This window comes from Fibrobacter sp. (assembly GCA_012523595.1).
Lineage (GTDB): Bacteria > Fibrobacterota > Chitinivibrionia > Chitinivibrionales > Chitinispirillaceae > JAAYIG01.
Map to the genome: position 1 here is coordinate 1 of JAAYIG010000091.1, position 17,549 is coordinate 17,549.

Annotated in this window: 18 protein-coding genes; 16 read left to right on the top strand and 2 right to left on the bottom strand. The window is 45.7% G+C overall.

All coding sequences use genetic code 11. The features are described from left to right. A partial coding sequence (locus GX089_05590) for a carbohydrate-binding protein (GenBank protein ID NLP01944.1) occupies window positions 1–2,485 on the top strand: 2,485 nt, incomplete at its 5' end. 496 nt (window positions 2,486–2,981) lie between these two features. Here the strand turns inward: GX089_05590 and GX089_05595 are convergent. Then, window positions 2,982–3,833, bottom strand: a complete 852-nt coding sequence (locus tag GX089_05595) for a hypothetical protein (protein ID NLP01945.1) — start codon at window positions 3,831–3,833, stop codon at window positions 2,982–2,984. 45 nt (window positions 3,834–3,878) lie between these two features. Next, entirely contained in the window at window positions 3,879–4,229 is a 351-nt protein-coding gene (locus tag GX089_05600) for a nuclear transport factor 2 family protein (protein ID NLP01946.1), read from the bottom strand. Between the two features lie 271 nt (window positions 4,230–4,500). Here GX089_05600 and GX089_05605 point away from each other — a divergent pair, with 271 nt between their 5' ends. From GX089_05605 to GX089_05675, 15 genes are all read left to right on the top strand, one after another. Next, window positions 4,501–5,076, top strand: a complete 576-nt coding sequence (locus GX089_05605) for a hypothetical protein (protein NLP01947.1) — start codon at window positions 4,501–4,503, stop codon at window positions 5,074–5,076. Between the two features lie 104 nt (window positions 5,077–5,180). Next, window positions 5,181–6,794, top strand: a complete 1,614-nt coding sequence (locus GX089_05610) for a hypothetical protein (protein NLP01948.1) — start codon at window positions 5,181–5,183, stop codon at window positions 6,792–6,794. A 67-nt stretch (window positions 6,795–6,861) separates the two neighbouring features. Then, window positions 6,862–8,100: a hypothetical protein gene (locus GX089_05615; GenBank protein ID NLP01949.1), complete on the top strand. Its 1,239-nt coding sequence runs from the start codon at window positions 6,862–6,864 to the stop codon at window positions 8,098–8,100. Between the two features lie 29 nt (window positions 8,101–8,129). Beyond that, entirely contained in the window at window positions 8,130–8,513 is a 384-nt protein-coding gene (locus tag GX089_05620) for a hypothetical protein (protein NLP01950.1), read from the top strand. 107 nt (window positions 8,514–8,620) lie between these two features. Further along, window positions 8,621–10,741 carry a flagellar hook-basal body complex protein gene (locus GX089_05625; protein NLP01951.1) on the top strand — a complete coding sequence of 707 codons (2,121 nt, stop codon included), beginning with the start codon at window positions 8,621–8,623 and terminating at the stop codon, window positions 10,739–10,741. Window positions 10,742–10,846: 105 nt separating this feature from the next. Beyond that, complete coding sequence (locus tag GX089_05630; protein NLP01952.1) at window positions 10,847–11,077, top strand: flagellar FlbD family protein; 231 nt, start codon at window positions 10,847–10,849, stop codon at window positions 11,075–11,077. A 27-nt stretch (window positions 11,078–11,104) separates the two neighbouring features. Continuing rightward, window positions 11,105–11,884: a motility protein A gene (locus GX089_05635; protein NLP01953.1), complete on the top strand. Its 780-nt coding sequence runs from the start codon at window positions 11,105–11,107 to the stop codon at window positions 11,882–11,884. Between the two features lie 9 nt (window positions 11,885–11,893). After that, complete coding sequence (locus GX089_05640) at window positions 11,894–12,625, top strand: flagellar motor protein MotB (GenBank protein NLP01954.1); 732 nt, start codon at window positions 11,894–11,896, stop codon at window positions 12,623–12,625. A 48-nt stretch (window positions 12,626–12,673) separates the two neighbouring features. Further along, entirely contained in the window at window positions 12,674–13,222 is a 549-nt protein-coding gene (locus GX089_05645) for a flagellar basal body-associated FliL family protein (protein NLP01955.1), read from the top strand. A 12-nt stretch (window positions 13,223–13,234) separates the two neighbouring features. Further along, on the top strand, window positions 13,235–14,269 hold the full coding sequence (gene fliM, locus GX089_05650) for a flagellar motor switch protein FliM (GenBank protein ID NLP01956.1): 1,035 nt from the start codon (window positions 13,235–13,237) through the stop codon (window positions 14,267–14,269). Further along, the gene (gene fliN, locus GX089_05655; protein NLP01957.1) at window positions 14,262–15,281 is read left to right on the top strand and encodes a flagellar motor switch protein FliN; all 1,020 of its coding nucleotides are present in this window, start codon (window positions 14,262–14,264) and stop codon (window positions 15,279–15,281) included. Before fliM ends, fliN begins: the two co-directional genes overlap by 8 nt. A 98-nt stretch (window positions 15,282–15,379) precedes the next feature. Further along, entirely contained in the window at window positions 15,380–15,961 is a 582-nt protein-coding gene (gene fliO, locus GX089_05660; protein NLP01958.1) for a flagellar biosynthetic protein FliO, read from the top strand. After that, on the top strand, window positions 15,958–16,809 hold the full coding sequence (gene fliP, locus GX089_05665) for a flagellar type III secretion system pore protein FliP (GenBank protein NLP01959.1): 852 nt from the start codon (window positions 15,958–15,960) through the stop codon (window positions 16,807–16,809). The genes fliO and fliP overlap by 4 nt, the downstream gene beginning before the upstream one ends. A gap of 14 nt (window positions 16,810–16,823) precedes the next feature. Next, on the top strand, window positions 16,824–17,093 hold the full coding sequence (gene fliQ, locus GX089_05670) for a flagellar biosynthesis protein FliQ (protein NLP01960.1): 270 nt from the start codon (window positions 16,824–16,826) through the stop codon (window positions 17,091–17,093). Continuing rightward, a partial coding sequence (locus GX089_05675; protein NLP01961.1) for a flagellar biosynthetic protein FliR occupies window positions 17,093–17,549 on the top strand: 457 nt, incomplete at its 3' end. The genes fliQ and GX089_05675, both read left to right, overlap by 1 nt.

Here is a 17,549-nt window from a genome sequence, read left to right on the forward strand (position 1 = left end):
GGATCCCTTCACAAAATCATCACAGTCAGAGCTTGATCCGGATGAATACTGGGATGAACGACAGGAAAAGGTTCAAGCCCCGGATGCAGGATCTGGACCTGTTGTGGAACCTGTAATTAAAATACTGAAAGGTGATTTTACATCAGGAAAGTTTGCTTATGTTTATGGGGGCAAAACCGCTTACAAGATGCAGCCTGGAAGTTCGGGTGAAAAAATTCTTGCCTGTTATCTGGATAATAAAGACTATTCCGGTGTTACAGTATCTATGGGGCAGGGGGGGAATATCGATCTTACTCCTTATAGAAAGAGTGGAACTGCGGGTATAGCGTTCTGGGCCAAAAGCGGTCCGGGAGTAAAGACTGTTTATTTCGGTATTATCGATGATGACAGTGATGGAAAAAAAGTGCAGACTAAAGTCAATCTCAGTGATTTTGGTACTATAGATACATCGTGGAACTATTATATGATTCCGATCAGGAAATTTCAGAACAGTGGCTTATACTGGGATGAAACTGTACGACAGGAGATTTTGAACGATGTAAACTGGACGAAGATCAATGAGTTCAGATTTTCGGTTAACAAACATGAAAACCGGGTTTCTGGTAATGAACCGGTTTCTTTTTATGTGCATGATATAGCTGTTATAAAGGAAATTCCGGGGTATGTTAATCCTGATGATTACTGGAATGCGTTTCGTTCCGATGCACCCGATATGATTTTGCACGATTTCGATTCAGAAGAAGACCGTAAATGGCAGGTTTCACATGACCCCAAGTCACTGATCAGTATAGAATATGTCAAGTCGACATCACAGGATGGTGGTGGTGATGCGATGGCGATTAACTACAAGCTAAACAGTTGGTGTGATGCGGTTTACAGCTATCGTGACAACAACAGGAAAGCAGAAGTGCGTGACTGGACCAGACACTGGGGTATTAAATTCAACATGTATACGGAACGTCCATATCAGCCCTTGAATGTTCAGATTCAGGATGGCAGTGACGAGCTGTATATAGCATCCACTGGTGGACAAAGGGGATGGTCTGAGATAATTGTTCCTTTCAAGGATTTCATTAAATTTCCCTATTACCAGCCGCCTGAGGCAAAACATAACGGGACTTTTGATCTGAAGGATGTTGTATCTATCGATTTCAAACCATCCGGAGAGGGTACAAGAGCCACTATTATTATAGACAATGTTCGATTAACGAATGATAAGGTGGCAAAAAAGATCAAGGCACCTGAGCTGGTTGCGGTTAATGTAACCGGTTTCCCTGAAAAGGTGGCTACGCAAAAGATCAATGAGGGGATTTTTGGTATAAACGCGGTTACCTGGGATGGAGATCTTCTGAGGGAAGAGACTGCAGAGAGGGTAAAGGCCGTGAATCATCACGTGATAAGATTTCCGGGTGGCTTGACATCTGATGAATACAACTGGAAGGAGGTTCTGGAGAAGAAGGATCAACTGGTCGATATCGATGAATTTCTGAACTTTTGCAAAAAGACCAACTCTACACCGATGATAACTGTTAATTATGGATCAGGAACAGTAGAGGAGGCAGCAGAATGGGTGAATTATACAAATAAGGTGAAGAAAGCCAATGTGAAATACTGGGAAGTCGGCAATGAACTCTACGGTGACTGGCATTCTTTTGCCTGTTCAGCGGAAGAGTATGGCAAACGGGCGAGAAAGTATATAGAGGCAATGAAAGCTGTTGATCCTTCTATTCATGTGACAGTTGTGTGGATGCTTACAGGAGATTGGAACAAGATTGTGTTTGAGTATACAAAGGACTTAGCCGATGGTATAAATATTCATCATTATCCTCAGGGGGCAGGCCAGGAGAATGATGCCGGTTTACTTGGAGCACCACAGTCTCTTGATGAAATAATACCGGATGTGAGAAATCAGCTCAAACAGTACGGTGAACCCGGAAAAAAATACCAGATATGGCTTACAGAATGGAACTCCGTTGATTCAAGGCCGGGCCCCCAGACATTAACCATCGTTAATGCCGTTTTTGTGGCTGATTATCTTGGTATGCTTGCAAAGCACAACATAGAGCAAGCATCGTACTGGAATATCCACAACAATATAACAGAACAGGGTGGAGACTACGGGTATTTATCACGGATTAAGGCTCCCGATGGGGATAATGTCCCCAGGCCATCATACTGGGCATTCTCGATGGCGAGCAAGACATTGGGACGGGGATCTTTACTGGAGTGTACAAGCAGCGATCCGCTTGTTAGCTCCTATCTGGCCAGGGATAAAGGGAAACTGTCCATAATGCTTGTCAATAAGTATCCTGAGAGCAAGGCAGAGATAAAAATGAACATCCCGGGTCTCTCAGGTAAAGCAAAAGTAGGACAGCTTCATCAGGATAATGCCTCAAAAGGACCGGAGATAAAGAGCATGGAGATGAAAGATGGAATGAAGATGATATTACCGCCGCTTTCTGTAACATCGATAACACTCGACTGATATTTGTAAAACCGGACCAGCAGTTGATTGCTGGTCCGGCGAGTTCTTCAAGATGATGAAAAATCGGATCGGCCAGCCACAGGGTGGATAAATTAAGAAACAGTATTACTTTAATGTGTTGTTTTGCAGAAAACGGTATTTTGGTTCATAATTTTACCTCCGGGGTGAAATAATGACTTAACAAATAGAAATGAGGACTCAGAAAGCTTATAAATTCACCTCAGAGCTGAAATAAAGACCTTACAGCCCTCCTTTCAGGGTAATCTCAGTTTCCTGTTATCTTCATTAAAAACAAAAAACAGGTAAATAATTTCCAAACCCACGACCTTATCTGTTTCCTGATATTACTGTTGTGTGCTATAGCAAAATATTGGACGTGAAGGAAGAATAAGCTGTGGGTACTGTGAATACGGAACTATTATGCGATTGAGTATTATCTCCTCCGAAATAATCTCAATCATTTTAAATCAAAAAAATCACAGTTCAGGACTGTTATTCAAAGGGAATCATAATATCTGAATACTTTTCTCTCGTATTCGGTGTCGATTTCCTGAGATGGTGAATACCTGGGGGCATTTTCGAGCTGTTCCTGAGAGAGGGTAACAAAGATTCTGGAAGATCCCCAGTCGATCTCCTTGACAAAATGAAGTGTCAGCAGTACATATTCAGCTATGTGGCTGTTTTGAAGATTCACAACAAGGTATTTGATATCCCAATCGGTGTCCTCGATGAGCAGTTCAGCAATCGAGGAGTGGTCTCCATTGAAGGTCTGGACCCTGTAGCCTTTTATTTCCAGGGCACTGCGCAGCACTGTACTATACTGGATCTCCTCTTCCGGCCTTCCGAATTCCGCTTCCAGGAATTCATCCTCTACAGGTTCCTCCGGAAGCATCTCCTCTGTAGTATCACTGAGAATAATTTCGGAGTCTGGAGAGTCAATCTGTCCCTCGATAGGCCTGGAGACATCTGAAAGAAGGATGGGTTCATCGATTCCCTTTACCAGATTTGTCTCTATTTCCGCATCCTGACCCCAGTATTCCGGCCACTCATAGTAGCGTCTCAGTGCGATTTCATGCTGCCTTGAGATGGGAAGATTGATATCGAATTCAGGACTGTTTTTGATTTTTCTGGAGGTGAGTGCTATGTGAATCTCTTTTTCTCTGCTGTTTATTTTCCCGATTGAAAAAGGGGAGATAAGATCCCGTGCAGTACCGGTATTGCTGGTTTCAAGTACAAAATAGCGCAGTACCCATTGCTGATCATCAAAATAAAGATCTCTGCAGGGACCGATGTAACCATCAATGGCATAGTACAGACAGTCCAGAAGTTGATTACTTTTCCAGATCATAACTGAACACGATGCAAAAAGAATACCACTTATGTTCCATCCAGCTTACGTTTCCCGTTGTTCCACTGTATAATGAATTGTCATCCCAACAATTTTCCCCTCCTTGATAAGATAGGTGCTTGCTCCATCATCAACGAAAGCATCATCAGCCTCTGCCTGCCACTCAAGAAAGGCAAGGTCACCATGGTAGGATCGATTGGTAAAGAGAATATCAGCGTCCGGGAGCTGCCTTTCGATACATCTGAAAGCCTCCCGTGCTCCATCTTTACCAAAAAAAACCCCGTAGCTTGTCAGGACGATGCAATCGGGAGAAAAATTCTGTTCGATATCTGCATCCATGTTCCATCCCAGAGTAAAAAGAAGATGGCTTTCGAAAACTTCTTTTGTATCGCGCATATTCCCTCCGAGACAAGTAAGACAGAACTCCTCTCAATCCAAAAAGCAATCGAATCCTGTACCAGAAAAACAGGCATTTTTTTCCTTCAATGCGGCAGATCATTCCTCAGTGAAGGAAAAAGTTCCTCTGAATTAGTCCGGAAACTGTCTTAAGGAACTTTTAAGTGATTGAAGAATAATAACTTACAATTCCTTCAGGATACCATGAGGGTTGGCATAATGCTTGCATAACTATCCCCGCGATAATTGTACTCTCAATTGGGGTTATTCCATGAAGCTTAAGCTAAAGGATCTGATCGCTATTGCTGTCGTAACAGTCGCCTCCTTTCCTGTGCTTTATATCCTGATGATGTTTTTGACGGGGGTAGCCCGTATCGAATTTGCAGAGAAGCCCAAAACTCCCGAGGAGGACAGGAAAGTAGAGTTCATGAAAATGACTGCACGCAAGGATTCTCTCGCAGAAATCAATTCCCGCACATTCCAGGCGTTACAGAAGGAAAGAAGTGAGATCGAGAAAGAGCGCGAGCGCCTCCTTGAGCAGCAACAGAGAATCGACCTTATGCAGCGTGAGATGGAGTCTCAGTACAAACTTCTTCAGATGGAGCGCAGTAAACTTGAGGAACTGGTCTCAAAGAGTGATTCCCTTGAGGAGAGGAAAGTGAAGCAGTTATCAAAAGTTTATGCCGCAATGCGTCCTGCTGAAGCCGCACAGATTATCGAGACTCTTCAGGACGACCTTGCTGTAAAGCTGCTCAATGCGATGAATGATGACCGCCAGAAGGCAAAGATTATCACTGCTCTCTCATCAGAGAAAGCTGCACGTTTGACAAAAAAGATGGGTCTGTAATTTATGAATTGCTGCTTTAGAAAACACCTGTCCGGGGATAACACGGCTTCGTGGTGTTTAAACGCTTATAAAAAACATTATCCCAGAGAAAGGAGGTGAGTCGGATGATAACAGACGCGATGTTGTTTAATCTTTCCAGCGGCAATGATGTGCCAAAGGGCCGGATGGACCGTTTGCAGGAGAGCGGAAGAAGGGCTTCAGAAACGGGGTTTGGTCCGCCAAAGGAAACGAAAAGCAGTTTCGAAGAAACATACAGGCAGGTCTCCAGGAATAATGCGAATGCAAGGAAACAGACTGATTCCAGTGTTGATTCCAGAGAAGTTCGCCAAAAACGGGAACAGGATGAGCCTTTTCAGGAGCAGCCTGAATGTATTAAAAACGAAACCGGGACAAATCGTGTTGATGAGATCACCGACATGCAACCTGATGAGGTCAGAATAGAGGATCAATTAAAGCAGGCTACGGAAGTGATAAAGGAGTCTATACAGGTTATTTCCGAAGTTTTGCAGCTTAAAGTTGCTCCGGAACTGGAAGATTTGAATCTGGAGAATGTATCGGAAGAGACTGTTAAGCAGTTTGCGGAGATAATAGAAGCGCTGAAGGGAATAGCTGCAGCGCTGGAGGTTTCCGTAAACAAGAATGAGCCGATATTGACGGGGAAAGCCCAGATCGATTCTCAGAAAGCTGGTGAGATGGTGCAGGTGATCCGCACTGAGCTTTTCAAGATCGAAATCGGCCTGAACATGCTTGGCATATCGGAAATGGTGCAGGAACAGATTTCCTCAAAGATGGATCTTCCATACACCGGGGGTATTCCTCAGGCAAGCAGTCTCTCTGATTTAATCATGCCCGATGACCAGATCAAAAAGGTTTTCGGTGACCTGATAGATCAGCCCAAAGACGATCTTGCTGTTCTGGCCAAAAAGGTGATGGATCTCATAAATCAGAACTCAACTGAGAAACCGGAAACTGCATCTGTCCAAATCGTATCCAACAGCAGACCTGTTGTTGTAAACAGCTTTGACTCGATAACTTACAGGGCTATGTTAAAGCTTGATGTCAAGGCAGAGGTTTCAGTTCAAAATGCCGAAGCCGCATCGAGCGGCGAGAAAATGAATCTCGATGCTGTCCTTGGACCGGCTATGGTCAAAGACATTACAAAGCCCAACACCGAAGTCGAGATACTACCTGTTACAGATACGATTGGAAAAGCTCTCTCCGGGGCTAAGAGCGGACCTTTGTTTGAAACAAAGCTGGCGGGTTCGTATAAAACCATCGATGAGTCTGTGATGAATCAGATCTCCCAGAAGATGCATTCTGCAATACGTGCGGGGGTTTCTGAAGTCAAGATTCAACTGTGGCCGGAATCGCTGGGAGAGGTCAAGCTGAGGATCCGTGTGGAAGGCGATATAGTAGTGGCAAAAATCCAGGTGGAGAGTCAGCAGGTGAAGCAGATTGTGGAAAGCAATCTCCAGTCACTTAAAGATTCTCTCAGCGAGCACAATCTTCAGGCCGGTTCTTTCGATGTCAATGTCGGGAACGGCTGGGGGAAGCAGCCTGGTGAAGCTGAGGAAAGTGGCCGGGATGGCCATAATGTTGTTTCCGCTTCTTCTTCCGGTGAAGAGCAGCAGTCTGGAACAGCAGTTGATGTTGCTGTGAAATCCGGTCAGGAAACAGGCCGGAGGTATGGAAGCAATACGGTTGAGTATTTCGCATAAATAAAGATCTCAGTTGGAAGCTTCTAGCTGTCAACTGAGATCTGCAGCAGTGAAAGGAGGTGAGTATATGGGATTAAGCATGGATATTGCCAGGCTGATGGCTGCATCTGAGCCTTACACTGCAAGGGCATCGGTCAAGGATGGAACGGTGGATGCTTCGAGCAGCACTGTGACTGGGGACAGAACAGGCGGTTTGTTCGCTGAGGCGGAAAAGGAGATGGGCAAGGATGACTTTCTGCTTCTTCTGGTCACACAGCTTCGGTATCAGGATCCGCTCAATCCTATGGAAAACACGGAGTTTGTATCGCAGTTGGCACAGTTCAGGTCGCTTGAAAGCAGCTCGAATATCGAGAAAGCAATCGGCAACCTTGATGAGTCATTCAGGAAAACGGTTGATGCACAGAGATACAGTGCCCAATCGATGACAAATGCCAGCGCTGTTTCCCTGATAGGGAAGAGTGTTCGTCTTCAACAAACTACTGTCAATTGGACTGCCAGGGCTGGTGAAACAGAACAGATTCGTGTCCATCTGGGAAATGCGCAGGACGCTGTAGTGGAGTTGATAGACGAGGAGGGAGCCGTTGTAAAAACATTCAAGGCACAGGGAAAGGATTCCACAAACTCTGTTGAACTTCTGTGGGATGGATCCACCGACAGCGGCGGCTATGCTGCAAGTGGAAAGTACACAATCAGGATAGCGGGTCAGGATAAAAATCCCGAGCTGTTTGCGTACGATCAGGATGTGGTTTCAGGGATCAGATTTACCGGTGAGGGAGCGATGGTAAAGGTTTCGGGAAAGGAAATCTCGATTTCAAATATCATGGATGTGTCTGCCACAGGAGCTGGAAGTTCTCCGCTGGATTCACTCTCTCCGTCAACAGCGGTATCGCTTCTGGGTAAAGATGTCCGTATTCGCCGGGAATCGGTTACATATAACGGCCATGATGGAGAGGTATCCTATATCACCGTGAATGCAGATCCGAACCGGAGGATCAGGGTCGATCTGGTTGACAAAACAGGGAATGTCGTGTTTACGGATCACGTTTACACAGACAGCAATGGTATCGGATCGATGTCATGGAACGGGGTAACTGTTTCCGGAGAGTATGCTGAACCGGGACAGTACCGGATCAGGATCGAGGGTCAGGATGACAATCCGGCAGTCTATGCGTTTTACGAGGGAAAAGTCGATGGTATCTCAAATCTAGGTGGGAACTCCAGGTTGAGGGTTGACGGATATATAGTTGACCTTTCGGATATAATCGACATATCTGAGGCTTCTGACAAGGATGGGAGTGCTATATGAATACTCAGGCGGCAGGAAAGCCATTGGACATGCAGCATCTGATAGCTGCGCACAGAAGCGGTACAGTCACAAGAAGTACTCAGGTTAACACCAGTGCCCCCGGGAACGGGCAGGTAAACCCGGCTCCTTTTTCGGAGGTCTTGAAATCCAAGATCGACGGGATCAGGCTTTCGGCACATGCGGCTACCCGCATAAAAAGCCGGAATATAGAATTGACCCCTGAGATAATGGACAAACTGGAAAAAGCGGTTTCGGGAGCCGCTAAAAAAGGTGCGCGGGATTCTCTGATTCTCATGAAGAATCTGGCGTTTATCGTAAATGTCCCGAACAGAACAGTAGTAACTGCCATGGATGGGAATAGTATCAGGGAGAACGTCTTTACAAACATCGACAGCGCGGTTATTGCGGAATAGTAATGCAGGACCGTTTCCGTGAGAATCGGAAACGGATGCTACAGGGATCGCCGATCGACTGAGGCGGTTTCCTATCCGCAGTGCCTCGCTTATCGGGGAGGCAGTTTATGGTTAGATCTCTTTATTGCGGTATCAGCGGCCTTAGAAATCATCAGATTGCTATGGATGTCACTGGTGCCAATATCGCCAATGTTAACACTGTCGGATTTAAAGCCGGACGAGTTACATTCGAGGAATCTATGGCACAGCTTATTGCAGGTGCTACAAGGCCTGCGGGCAATGCCGGCGGTACAAACCCTTTGCAGATCGGCCTGGGAATGTCGGTTGGTTCTACAGACATAATACTTACTCAGGGTAATCTCCAGACAACAGGTCAGATCACGGATCTTGCGCTGGAAGGAAATGCCTACTTTGTCTATTCAAACGGTGAAGGAAACTTCTTCAGCCGCAACGGTGCCCTGCAGTTTGACGCTCTGGGAAGGCTTGTTCTCCCCACTAACGGATTCAGGCTTCAGGGTATGATGGCTGCTCCGGATGGCAGCTATCCGGCAGGAACCAGTATTGGGGATATAAGAATCCCTTTCGGAGAAAAATCACCAGCCAGAGCTACAACAGAAGTAAGATACGCCTCTAACCTTGATTCCGATTCGGAAGGACTGGGCACTATCACACACTCCAACCGTTTTCTTATACAGGCATCACAGGATTCCACACTCACTGCGCTTTACGATTCGAACGGAAACGATCTTGGAATAGTGGCCGGCGATAACATCATAATATCTATCGCCGGTGAGGAAGAAGGGCTCTTCCAGGTGCAAGAGGGAATGACCGTAGCCGATCTGGCAGGTATGATTCAGACGTATCTTCGTGAAAGAACCGGAGATAACTTTATCTCTGTTCTGCCAAATGGTGATGGTTTGACAGTTGATCTTACAGCATCAAGTGTTACCTCTGTCAATGGATTGCAGATACGCAGTTCAAGAGCCGGATCCAATTCTTATGTGGCCAATGCTCTCGTTTTCCCTCCTTCAATTCTTAATTCTACACCGGTGAGCATTACCGGACTCAGAGCTCCGGCAACAGCCGACAGCCTCATAAGTGAGCTCTATGATGCCAACGGAAATTCTCTGGGTCTCGAACCTGGTGATATTATCCGGATCAATGGCGCTGTGGGCGGAATGAATATCACTCCTGTAAATGTCACATTTGAATCGCCCGATCCCCTTGACACTTCATCAGTTTCTACGCTCCAGGATCTGGTTACTGCCATACAGGCGGCATTCCGTTTTCCGCAGGACGACGGAACAATCTATGAAAACCCGTCTGTAAGTGTCAACCCTGCCAATACCGATGACGATCGGATTCCGGACGGAGCTATTGTTATCAGAGGACAGCCGGAAAGAGCATTTGGAATAACCGCTCTTTCTATTCAGGCGGTAAACAGCAACAACCAGGCACCTGCCCCGACCCGCTTTAATGCGAACATGGGCTTTACTGAGATTCAGGCAGCCAGGGATACAGGCATGCACAGCACATCTATAGTAGTGTACGATGAATCTGGTGATGCGCATACCATGACCACTACTTTTACCCATACCGGAATTCCCGGCGAGTGGCTGTGGGAAGTGAGTATGGAGGGTGGGGAGCAGATCCTGGGCGGTAACAGGGGAAGGATCACTTTCGGTCAGGATGGTTCACCTTCATCCTTTACTTTTGACGATCAGTCCACATATTTCCGGTTTGATCCGATGAACGGCTCTAATGTCGTTCAAATCAGACTTAATGTCGGAACACCGGGTTCTTTCCAGGGAATAACTCAGTTCAGATCGGCGACTACCACTGCGGCAAGAGAGCAGGACGGGTACGCCATGGGTAAACTCCAGGAGATTGCAATTGACGAGACGGGAGAGATCTCAGGTATTTATACCAACGGAATCTCAAAGTCAATCGCAAGGATCTTCGTGGCAGAGTTTAACAACCCCGCGGGACTCAGGAAGCTGGGTGACAGTGTGTACGCGGTTTCCAATAATTCCGGAGATGCGGTATTATTGCAACCGGGTGTTGGTTCCACAACCGTGATCAAACCGGGTGCACTTGAGATGTCCAATGTTGAACTGGCCACTGAGTTCACAACCATGATTTCGACCCAGCGTGGGTTTCAGGCAAATGCCAGGGTCATCACCACCAGTGATTCCATGCTCCAGGAACTGGTTCAACTGGTGAGGTAATGCATAAATGAAACGGGAGAAGTTTTGATTTTTCAGATCAATCTTCTCCCGTATTATTGCAATCAATTGTATGTAATGATATTATAGAAACTTATGGAGGCGGGAATGATTGCTTTAAGGCGGATAAATGGACAGGAATTTGTACTCAATGCCGATCTCATCGAGACTATGGAATCCACTCCCGATACTGTCCTCACTTTGACAAATGGAAAGAAGATAATCGTGCAGAACAGCCTTGAAGAAATTGTACGCAAAACTATAAAATATAAACAATTATGTAATCAGGGCCCTCAGGTTATCAAGAAGGATGGATCAAGGAGCAATCCGGAACAGTAGTAAACCGGACAAAGGAGTCTTGGATTTATGGATATTGCAACAGTATTGGGACTGGCGGCTGCATTCCTTCTGGTAGTGTTTGGAATCAAGATCGAAAACATCGTTGCATTTATTGACATGCCATCAATTTACATCACTGTGGGTGGAGCGGTCTCCGCTACTATCGCAGCCTTTCCTGCCAGCAAACTTCTCAATGCTTTTGGAATCCTTAAAAACGCCTTTTTCGTGAAGAAAACGACTCATGTCGAGATTATTCGTCAATTAGTGGATTTTGCCGAACAGGCACGCAGGGAGGGAATTCTGGCGCTTGAGGCCCGTGCTGCAGATATAGATGATGAATTTTTGAAAAAGGGGATACAACTGGCTGTTGATGGAACAGAGCCGGATCTTATAAAAGATATTCTCACTACAGAGATCACCTTTACCGAGGCCCGTCATGAAGAGGGAGCGAAGATATTTGATTTTCTGGGAGCCATGGGTCCCTCATTCGGGATGATTGGTACATTGATTGGACTTGTGCTGATGCTTGGCAGCATGAGTGATGTCGAGTCGATCGGACCCAATATGGCTGTGGCTCTGATCACTACATTTTACGGTTCCCTGCTCGCTAATGCTATATGTCTTCCACTGGTTGAAAAATTAAAAGCTTATTCACGCAAGGAGATACTGATAAAAGAACTGATGCTTGAGGGGATAATGTCTTTACAATCAGGAGATAATCCCCGTATTGTGGAACAGAAACTGACTGCCTTTCTGGAACCGGGACTCAGGGCTGCGGCTATGAAGGACAGAAATCAGGGTAAATAAGGAGAGTTAATGGCCAGAGAGCGAAAGCAAGCAGATGCCCCGCGTGGTACTCCGGCATACATGATGACCTGGGGTGACATGTGTACGCTTATGCTCTGTTTCTTTGTGATGCTTCTGGCTATGTCAACTACTGATCCTGCCAAATTTGATATTGCGGCATCTTCGCTTCATAACGCACTGGGTGGAGTACTGGAATCTTACCCCTCGATTCTTATAACCGAAGAGGTGATGGTGCCAAGACTTGGCGGCAATGATCAGAATAAGCATCTGGCAATAGATGCCACGATGAGGATTAGAAGAGCCATAAAAGAGGAGAATCTTGAAGACGCCATAAAGGTGAAGGTCACAGAGAGTGGAATCGCTATTAAACTGAGTGATCCGATTGGTTTTGACCTGGGTGAGGCCGAGATAAAGCCGGAATTGATACCGGTACTCAGCTCAATCTCACAAATAATAAACCGGGTTCCGGACACACAGATCAGGGTTGAAGGACACACAGATGATATACCGATTCACAATTACAAATACCCTTCGAACTGGGAGTTGAGTGCTGCAAGAGCGCTCAATATTGTTAAATTTATGGCCGGAGCAGGTGGAATCGAACCTTCGAGATTGAGTGCGATCGGCTACGGTGAATACCGTCCGCTTGTTCCGAATACATCAATTGAAAATCGCAGGAAGAATCGTAGAATTGAAATTTATGTTGAATATGTGCAGAAGAAAGAGAATCCGGAGAGTTAACCGGATACTGCTTTACTTATTATGAAGACATGAAATGGAGCCGTGAAGATGGACGAGAGAAGAAGAGAAATGGACGCTCCGGCTGAGAAAAAAGGGGCAAATGAGGAGAAGGGGAATAAGTTTTTAGTCATAGGTATTCTTTCAGGGGTGGTTCTGCTCAATACAATTATTGCTTTTGTCATGGTAAGTGCATTTCGCCCCAGAAGCCCTGAGGAGAAAAATGCCATTCAGCAGGCAGATTCACTTAAGAAAGTAATTGAAATGACAACAAAAATGGGCGCCACAACTGCCGACAATCCAATCGAGGCAATTGTAAATATTGCCGGTACCGATGGTGAGAGATTCCTGAAAGCGGCCATAATATTTGAGTATGATGATAAGGCTTTTCCTGAACTGGCAGCGGAACTTTCAAGAAGGACTCCCAGATTCAAGGACCTTCTTATAGATCATCTTTCGAAACTGACACTTGCGGAAGTTACAGAACCGGATGCAAAGACAAAGATCAGGAAAGACCTGGTAAGACTGGTGAACAGATCGCTTCCTCCAAAAACAGGTGAGGTCAGCGATGTTTTATTTACAACGTATATTATTCAATAGCAAGAGGTTATTGTGAGCGATATCCTTTCCCAGGAAGAAGTTGATGCCCTGTTGTCTGCAGTGTCTGCAGGTGGCGATGCATCTGAACAAGGCCCTAAAGGGGATCCCGCAGCCTCTTTGTTCAATACTGACGAACCCCGGGATATGGAGAAATCGCTTGCACTTTATGATTTCCGCAGGCCGGACCGGGTTTCAAAGGATCAGATGCGTACCCTTCAGAACCTCCATGAGGGCTACGCGCGTCAATTTTCCACAAGCCTTACCAATTTTCTCAGAACTTTTGTGGAAATTGAGCTTGTGAGCGTTGACCAGCTCACCTATTCTGAGTTTATCATGTCAATTTCAAACCCCAGTTGCATCTATCTGTTCAAAATGGAACCCCTGAACGGAAATGCCATCCTTGAGATCAACCCCTCACTTGTCTTTTACATAATCGACAGGCTTTTCGGAGGGCAGGGAAGGGCTGCTGAACAGAACCGGGAAATGACTCTTATCGAGCAGAATGTCATGAACCGGATTGTGGAACGCAGTCTTACGGATCTCAAGAGTGTCTGGGAGCATGTGGGTGTTTTCAGTCCAAAAATCGAAACTTACGAGACAAATCCCCAGTTTGTTCAGATAGCTCCTCCGGGAGAAACTGTCATACTGATCTCTCTTGAGGTCCGGATGCAGAACGCGTCAGGACTGATGAGCATATGTTACCCATACATGCTCCTTGAAAGTGTAATCAACAATCTCTCTGGCGAGTCCTGGATGTCATCCCAGAGTGAAGCTACGAAAGAGACCAGGGAGCTTCTGGAGAATGAGATCAGAGACATTCCTCTGACAATTTCTACTGTAATCGGAAGGACATCATTGACTATTCGCGATCTTCTGCAGCTTCAGCATGGTGACATTCTCTGTCTCGATAAACCTTTTGACAGTGATCTTACTGTGCAGATTGAGGGTAAAACCAAGATGGCGGCTCGATCGGGGCTTGTCGGAAGAAAAAAAGCGATCAGAATAACAAAAATAATCGAAAAGGAGGTACCGGGCTGCGATGAGTGACATACTTTCTCAAGAGCAGATCGATGCCTTATTGTCATCGGAAAATCTTGGAAGCGGTTCAGGCTCTGAGCCGGAGGCCGATAAAACAGCGGTGTTGAACAGATTCTTCGGCTCCTTCTGCGGACAGGCCGGGACTGTTATTTCCACTGTTCTTAACATAAATACACTGATGGTTCCGGAAATCGGTTCTACCACCGATCCTTCCGAAATAGGGGGAATTATCGGCTCTCAGGCTGCTCTTTTAACTGTTTCGCTGCAAGAGGTTGAAGGTCAGTTTGGCATCGTGATGAAGAAAAGCGATGTTGCAGTTATTTCAGACCTCATGCTTATGGGGGATGGGACTGCAGAGTACAATGATGATCATAAGCAGGCAATCTCTGAACTGTTCAATCAGGTAGTAAATGCCTTTGAAACTGCCTCAGGAAAAGAATTAGGTGTAAAGCTGACAGCAGGGGATGTTAAAGTTACCGATTTCAAGGAAGACAGCCTTGATGAGCCGCTTGATTCATGCGAGATAATACCGGTCACGGTATCTGTTGAGGGGAAAATAGAATCTCGTGCAGCGTTGCTTTTTTCCGGAAAATTTACCGATAGCATTTCCGGTATGATCCCTGCATCACTGGAAGAATCCTCTGATGGGCAGGTAGGACTCAACATGTCGGAACTGGATGATCTGTCAAAAGTAACATCGTTTGATTCATCCGGAGAGTTTCATGAGACAACATTGACCGGCGCTCCAATTAATGCTCCCCGAGAGAACATTGAAATGCTTTTTGACATAGAGCTCGATGTTTCAATTGAGCTTGGACGATCAGTTCTTCCCATAAAGAGAATTCTGGATTTGGCGCCCGGTTCAATCGTAGAACTGGACCGCATGGCTGGTGAGCCGGTCGATCTTCTGGTGAACAACAAGGTAGTGGCAAAGGGGGAAGTTGTTGTGATCGATGAGAGTTTCGGTATACGCATAGTATCACTTGTCTCTCCGGAGGAGAGGATAAAGAGTCTTAGATAATTTCTGCATTCAGAATTTGATTCCGGTATCCGGGTGCGGGGCTTGAGAGTGCCGAAATCAGAATATAACCGCTCATTTGGGCCCCGCAATGAGCTATTATGAATCCTGAAAGGGGCCGTTCCTCAGTGGTTTCAAAAGTTAAAAAAATCAGATTCAGTTCAGTCCTCTTAGCATGCCTTTTTTTATTTCTGGTGTCTTCTCCAGCTCAGGAAACACAGAGCGGAACCGGTGATTTTGACATCAACAAGGTCAGGGAGGCGGTAAGCAGTATAGGTGATTCCAGCCTCGGCAATTACACTGCACCTGCGAAGGAGAACATAAATTACACATCGGTTGTATTCCGGATTGTCTTCTACCTTGCATTGATAGTGCTCCTTATTCTGGGTCTGGCCTGGTTCATGCGTAAAGCTGGAATAGCCGGAACATCGAAAATAGGCGGCGGGGGAGCGATGGATGTTCTGGAGGTACTTCCGTTTGGTCAGAACAGAAATGCCATTCTTATAAGGGTTATGGATTCGGTTTACCTTCTGGGACAGACTCCAAATTCAATTGTGCTTCTGGAGAAGATAGAGGGACAGAGGGCTATCGACCTGATTGCATCAAGTAAAGGCGGAAGTTCCATCACCCAGTTCAGGGATGCATTCAATAATTTCATAGGAAAGATTAAAAAACCGGTATGATCAGATTCCCATTCAGAAAAAATGTCCGGCTATTACCTGATGATAAGCTGTCGGACAGTAACTCCGGAGATTTTCTGCGCAAGTTTTCAAGTCTGAGCAGTAAAATCCATAGTGGGTTTACAGCCGCAGCGTTATTCATTCTGGGTCCGTCGGTGATCGGTTTAAGCGCTCAGGTGCTGCCGAAGCTTACGTTGTCTGTCGCTGATTCAAACAAACCTGCGGATGTGGCAGTTGCTCTTCAGATACTTTTACTGATCACAATCCTCGCTCTTGCTCCGTCAATTCTGATAATGGTAACCTCTTTTGTACGTATGATAATCGTACTTTCATTTCTCAGAAGGGCTATAGGGACTCAGACCATGCCGCCGGACCAGATAATGGTGGGGCTGGCACTGTTCCTTACTCTTTTTGTTATGATGCCTGTGTTTACAGAGATAAATGAAAAATCCATTCAGCCTTATCTGGCTCAGGAGATTCAATTCAAGGAAGCACTTACTAATGCCGGTAAACCTGTGCGCAATTTCATGCTGCGTCAGGTCAGTGAAAATGATGTTGCCCTTTTTGTAAGGATCTCAAAAATGGCACCGCCCAGAAATGCTGATGATCTCCCTTTTCAGGTCATCATCCCGGCTTTTATTACCAGTGAGTTGAAAACCGGTTTTATCATAGGCTTCATCCTCTTTATTCCCTTCCTGGTAATTGACATGATTGTCGCATCGGTGCTGCTTTCCATGGGTATGATGATGCTGCCTCCGATTATGATTTCGATGCCCTTCAAGATTATTCTTTTTGTACTTGTCGATGGATGGCATCTCATTGTGCGTCAACTGGTAGTCTCTTTTAATTGACAGCAGGAGGAAACGTGGATGCTTCAGCGGTGATAGATATCGGGCGGCAGGCAATCTGGATTACACTTCTGGTTTCCGGACCAATGCTTATTGCCGGACTGTTTATCGGACTTATTATCGGAGTGTTTCAGGCTGTTACTCAGATTCATGAAATGACTCTGACTTTTATCCCGAAGATTCTGGTCATGGTACTGGTGTTCCTGGCCCTTATGCCATGGATGCTTCTAAAAATTCTGGAGTATACCTACCAGCTCTTCGACATGATTGGGAGAGTAATTAAATAGTGGAGCTTATCCCTTTTTCACTCGATCAGATTGAGTATTTTCTTCTGGTTTTTGTAAGAATAGTCACTACTGTTGCACTGCTTCCGGTATTCGGTTCTAACGCTCTTCCCGTACAACTGAAAGTCGCTCTATCACTCTTGTTGACGATAATCCTCTTTAACGCTGTGATGAGCACTGGCCCGGAAATTATTCAGCCCTTTTCTGCAGGATCTTTCATTTTTATGATTGTCAAGGAAGCTGCGGTGGGGCTTGGAATCGGATTTGTGGCTTCTTTTCTGTTCACTGCTGTTCAGTTTGCCGGAAGATTGATAGATACTGAAATCGGATTTGGTTTTGTGGAACTGATCGATCCCTTTACTGATGAACCAGTTACTGTCTTGGGACAACTGCAGGTAATACTGTTCACTATCCTCTTTCTTCTGTTCAACGGCCATTATTTTCTTTTACTTGCGATAC

What these genes read in the sequence shown, in the direction of transcription:
- GX089_05595 (NLP01945.1), bottom strand. Translation starts at nt 3,833, where the DNA reads ATGATCTGGAAAAGTAATCAACTTCTGGACTGTCTGTACTATGCCATT.
- GX089_05600 (NLP01946.1), bottom strand. Translation starts at nt 4,229, where the DNA reads ATGCGCGATACAAAAGAAGTTTTCGAAAGCCATCTTCTTTTTACTCTG.
- GX089_05605 (NLP01947.1), top strand. Translation starts at nt 4,501, where the DNA reads ATGAAGCTTAAGCTAAAGGATCTGATCGCTATTGCTGTCGTAACAGTC.
- GX089_05610 (NLP01948.1), top strand. Translation starts at nt 5,181, where the DNA reads ATGATAACAGACGCGATGTTGTTTAATCTTTCCAGCGGCAATGATGTG.
- GX089_05615 (NLP01949.1), top strand. Translation starts at nt 6,862, where the DNA reads ATGGGATTAAGCATGGATATTGCCAGGCTGATGGCTGCATCTGAGCCT.
- GX089_05620 (NLP01950.1), top strand. Translation starts at nt 8,130, where the DNA reads ATGCAGCATCTGATAGCTGCGCACAGAAGCGGTACAGTCACAAGAAGT.
- GX089_05625 (NLP01951.1), top strand. Translation starts at nt 8,621, where the DNA reads ATGGTTAGATCTCTTTATTGCGGTATCAGCGGCCTTAGAAATCATCAG.
- GX089_05630 (NLP01952.1), top strand. Translation starts at nt 10,847, where the DNA reads ATGATTGCTTTAAGGCGGATAAATGGACAGGAATTTGTACTCAATGCC.
- GX089_05635 (NLP01953.1), top strand. Translation starts at nt 11,105, where the DNA reads ATGGATATTGCAACAGTATTGGGACTGGCGGCTGCATTCCTTCTGGTA.
- GX089_05640 (NLP01954.1), top strand. Translation starts at nt 11,894, where the DNA reads ATGGCCAGAGAGCGAAAGCAAGCAGATGCCCCGCGTGGTACTCCGGCA.
- GX089_05645 (NLP01955.1), top strand. Translation starts at nt 12,674, where the DNA reads ATGGACGAGAGAAGAAGAGAAATGGACGCTCCGGCTGAGAAAAAAGGG.
- fliN (NLP01957.1), top strand. Translation starts at nt 14,262, where the DNA reads ATGAGTGACATACTTTCTCAAGAGCAGATCGATGCCTTATTGTCATCG.
- fliO (NLP01958.1), top strand. Translation starts at nt 15,380, where the DNA reads ATGAATCCTGAAAGGGGCCGTTCCTCAGTGGTTTCAAAAGTTAAAAAA.
- fliP (NLP01959.1), top strand. Translation starts at nt 15,958, where the DNA reads ATGATCAGATTCCCATTCAGAAAAAATGTCCGGCTATTACCTGATGAT.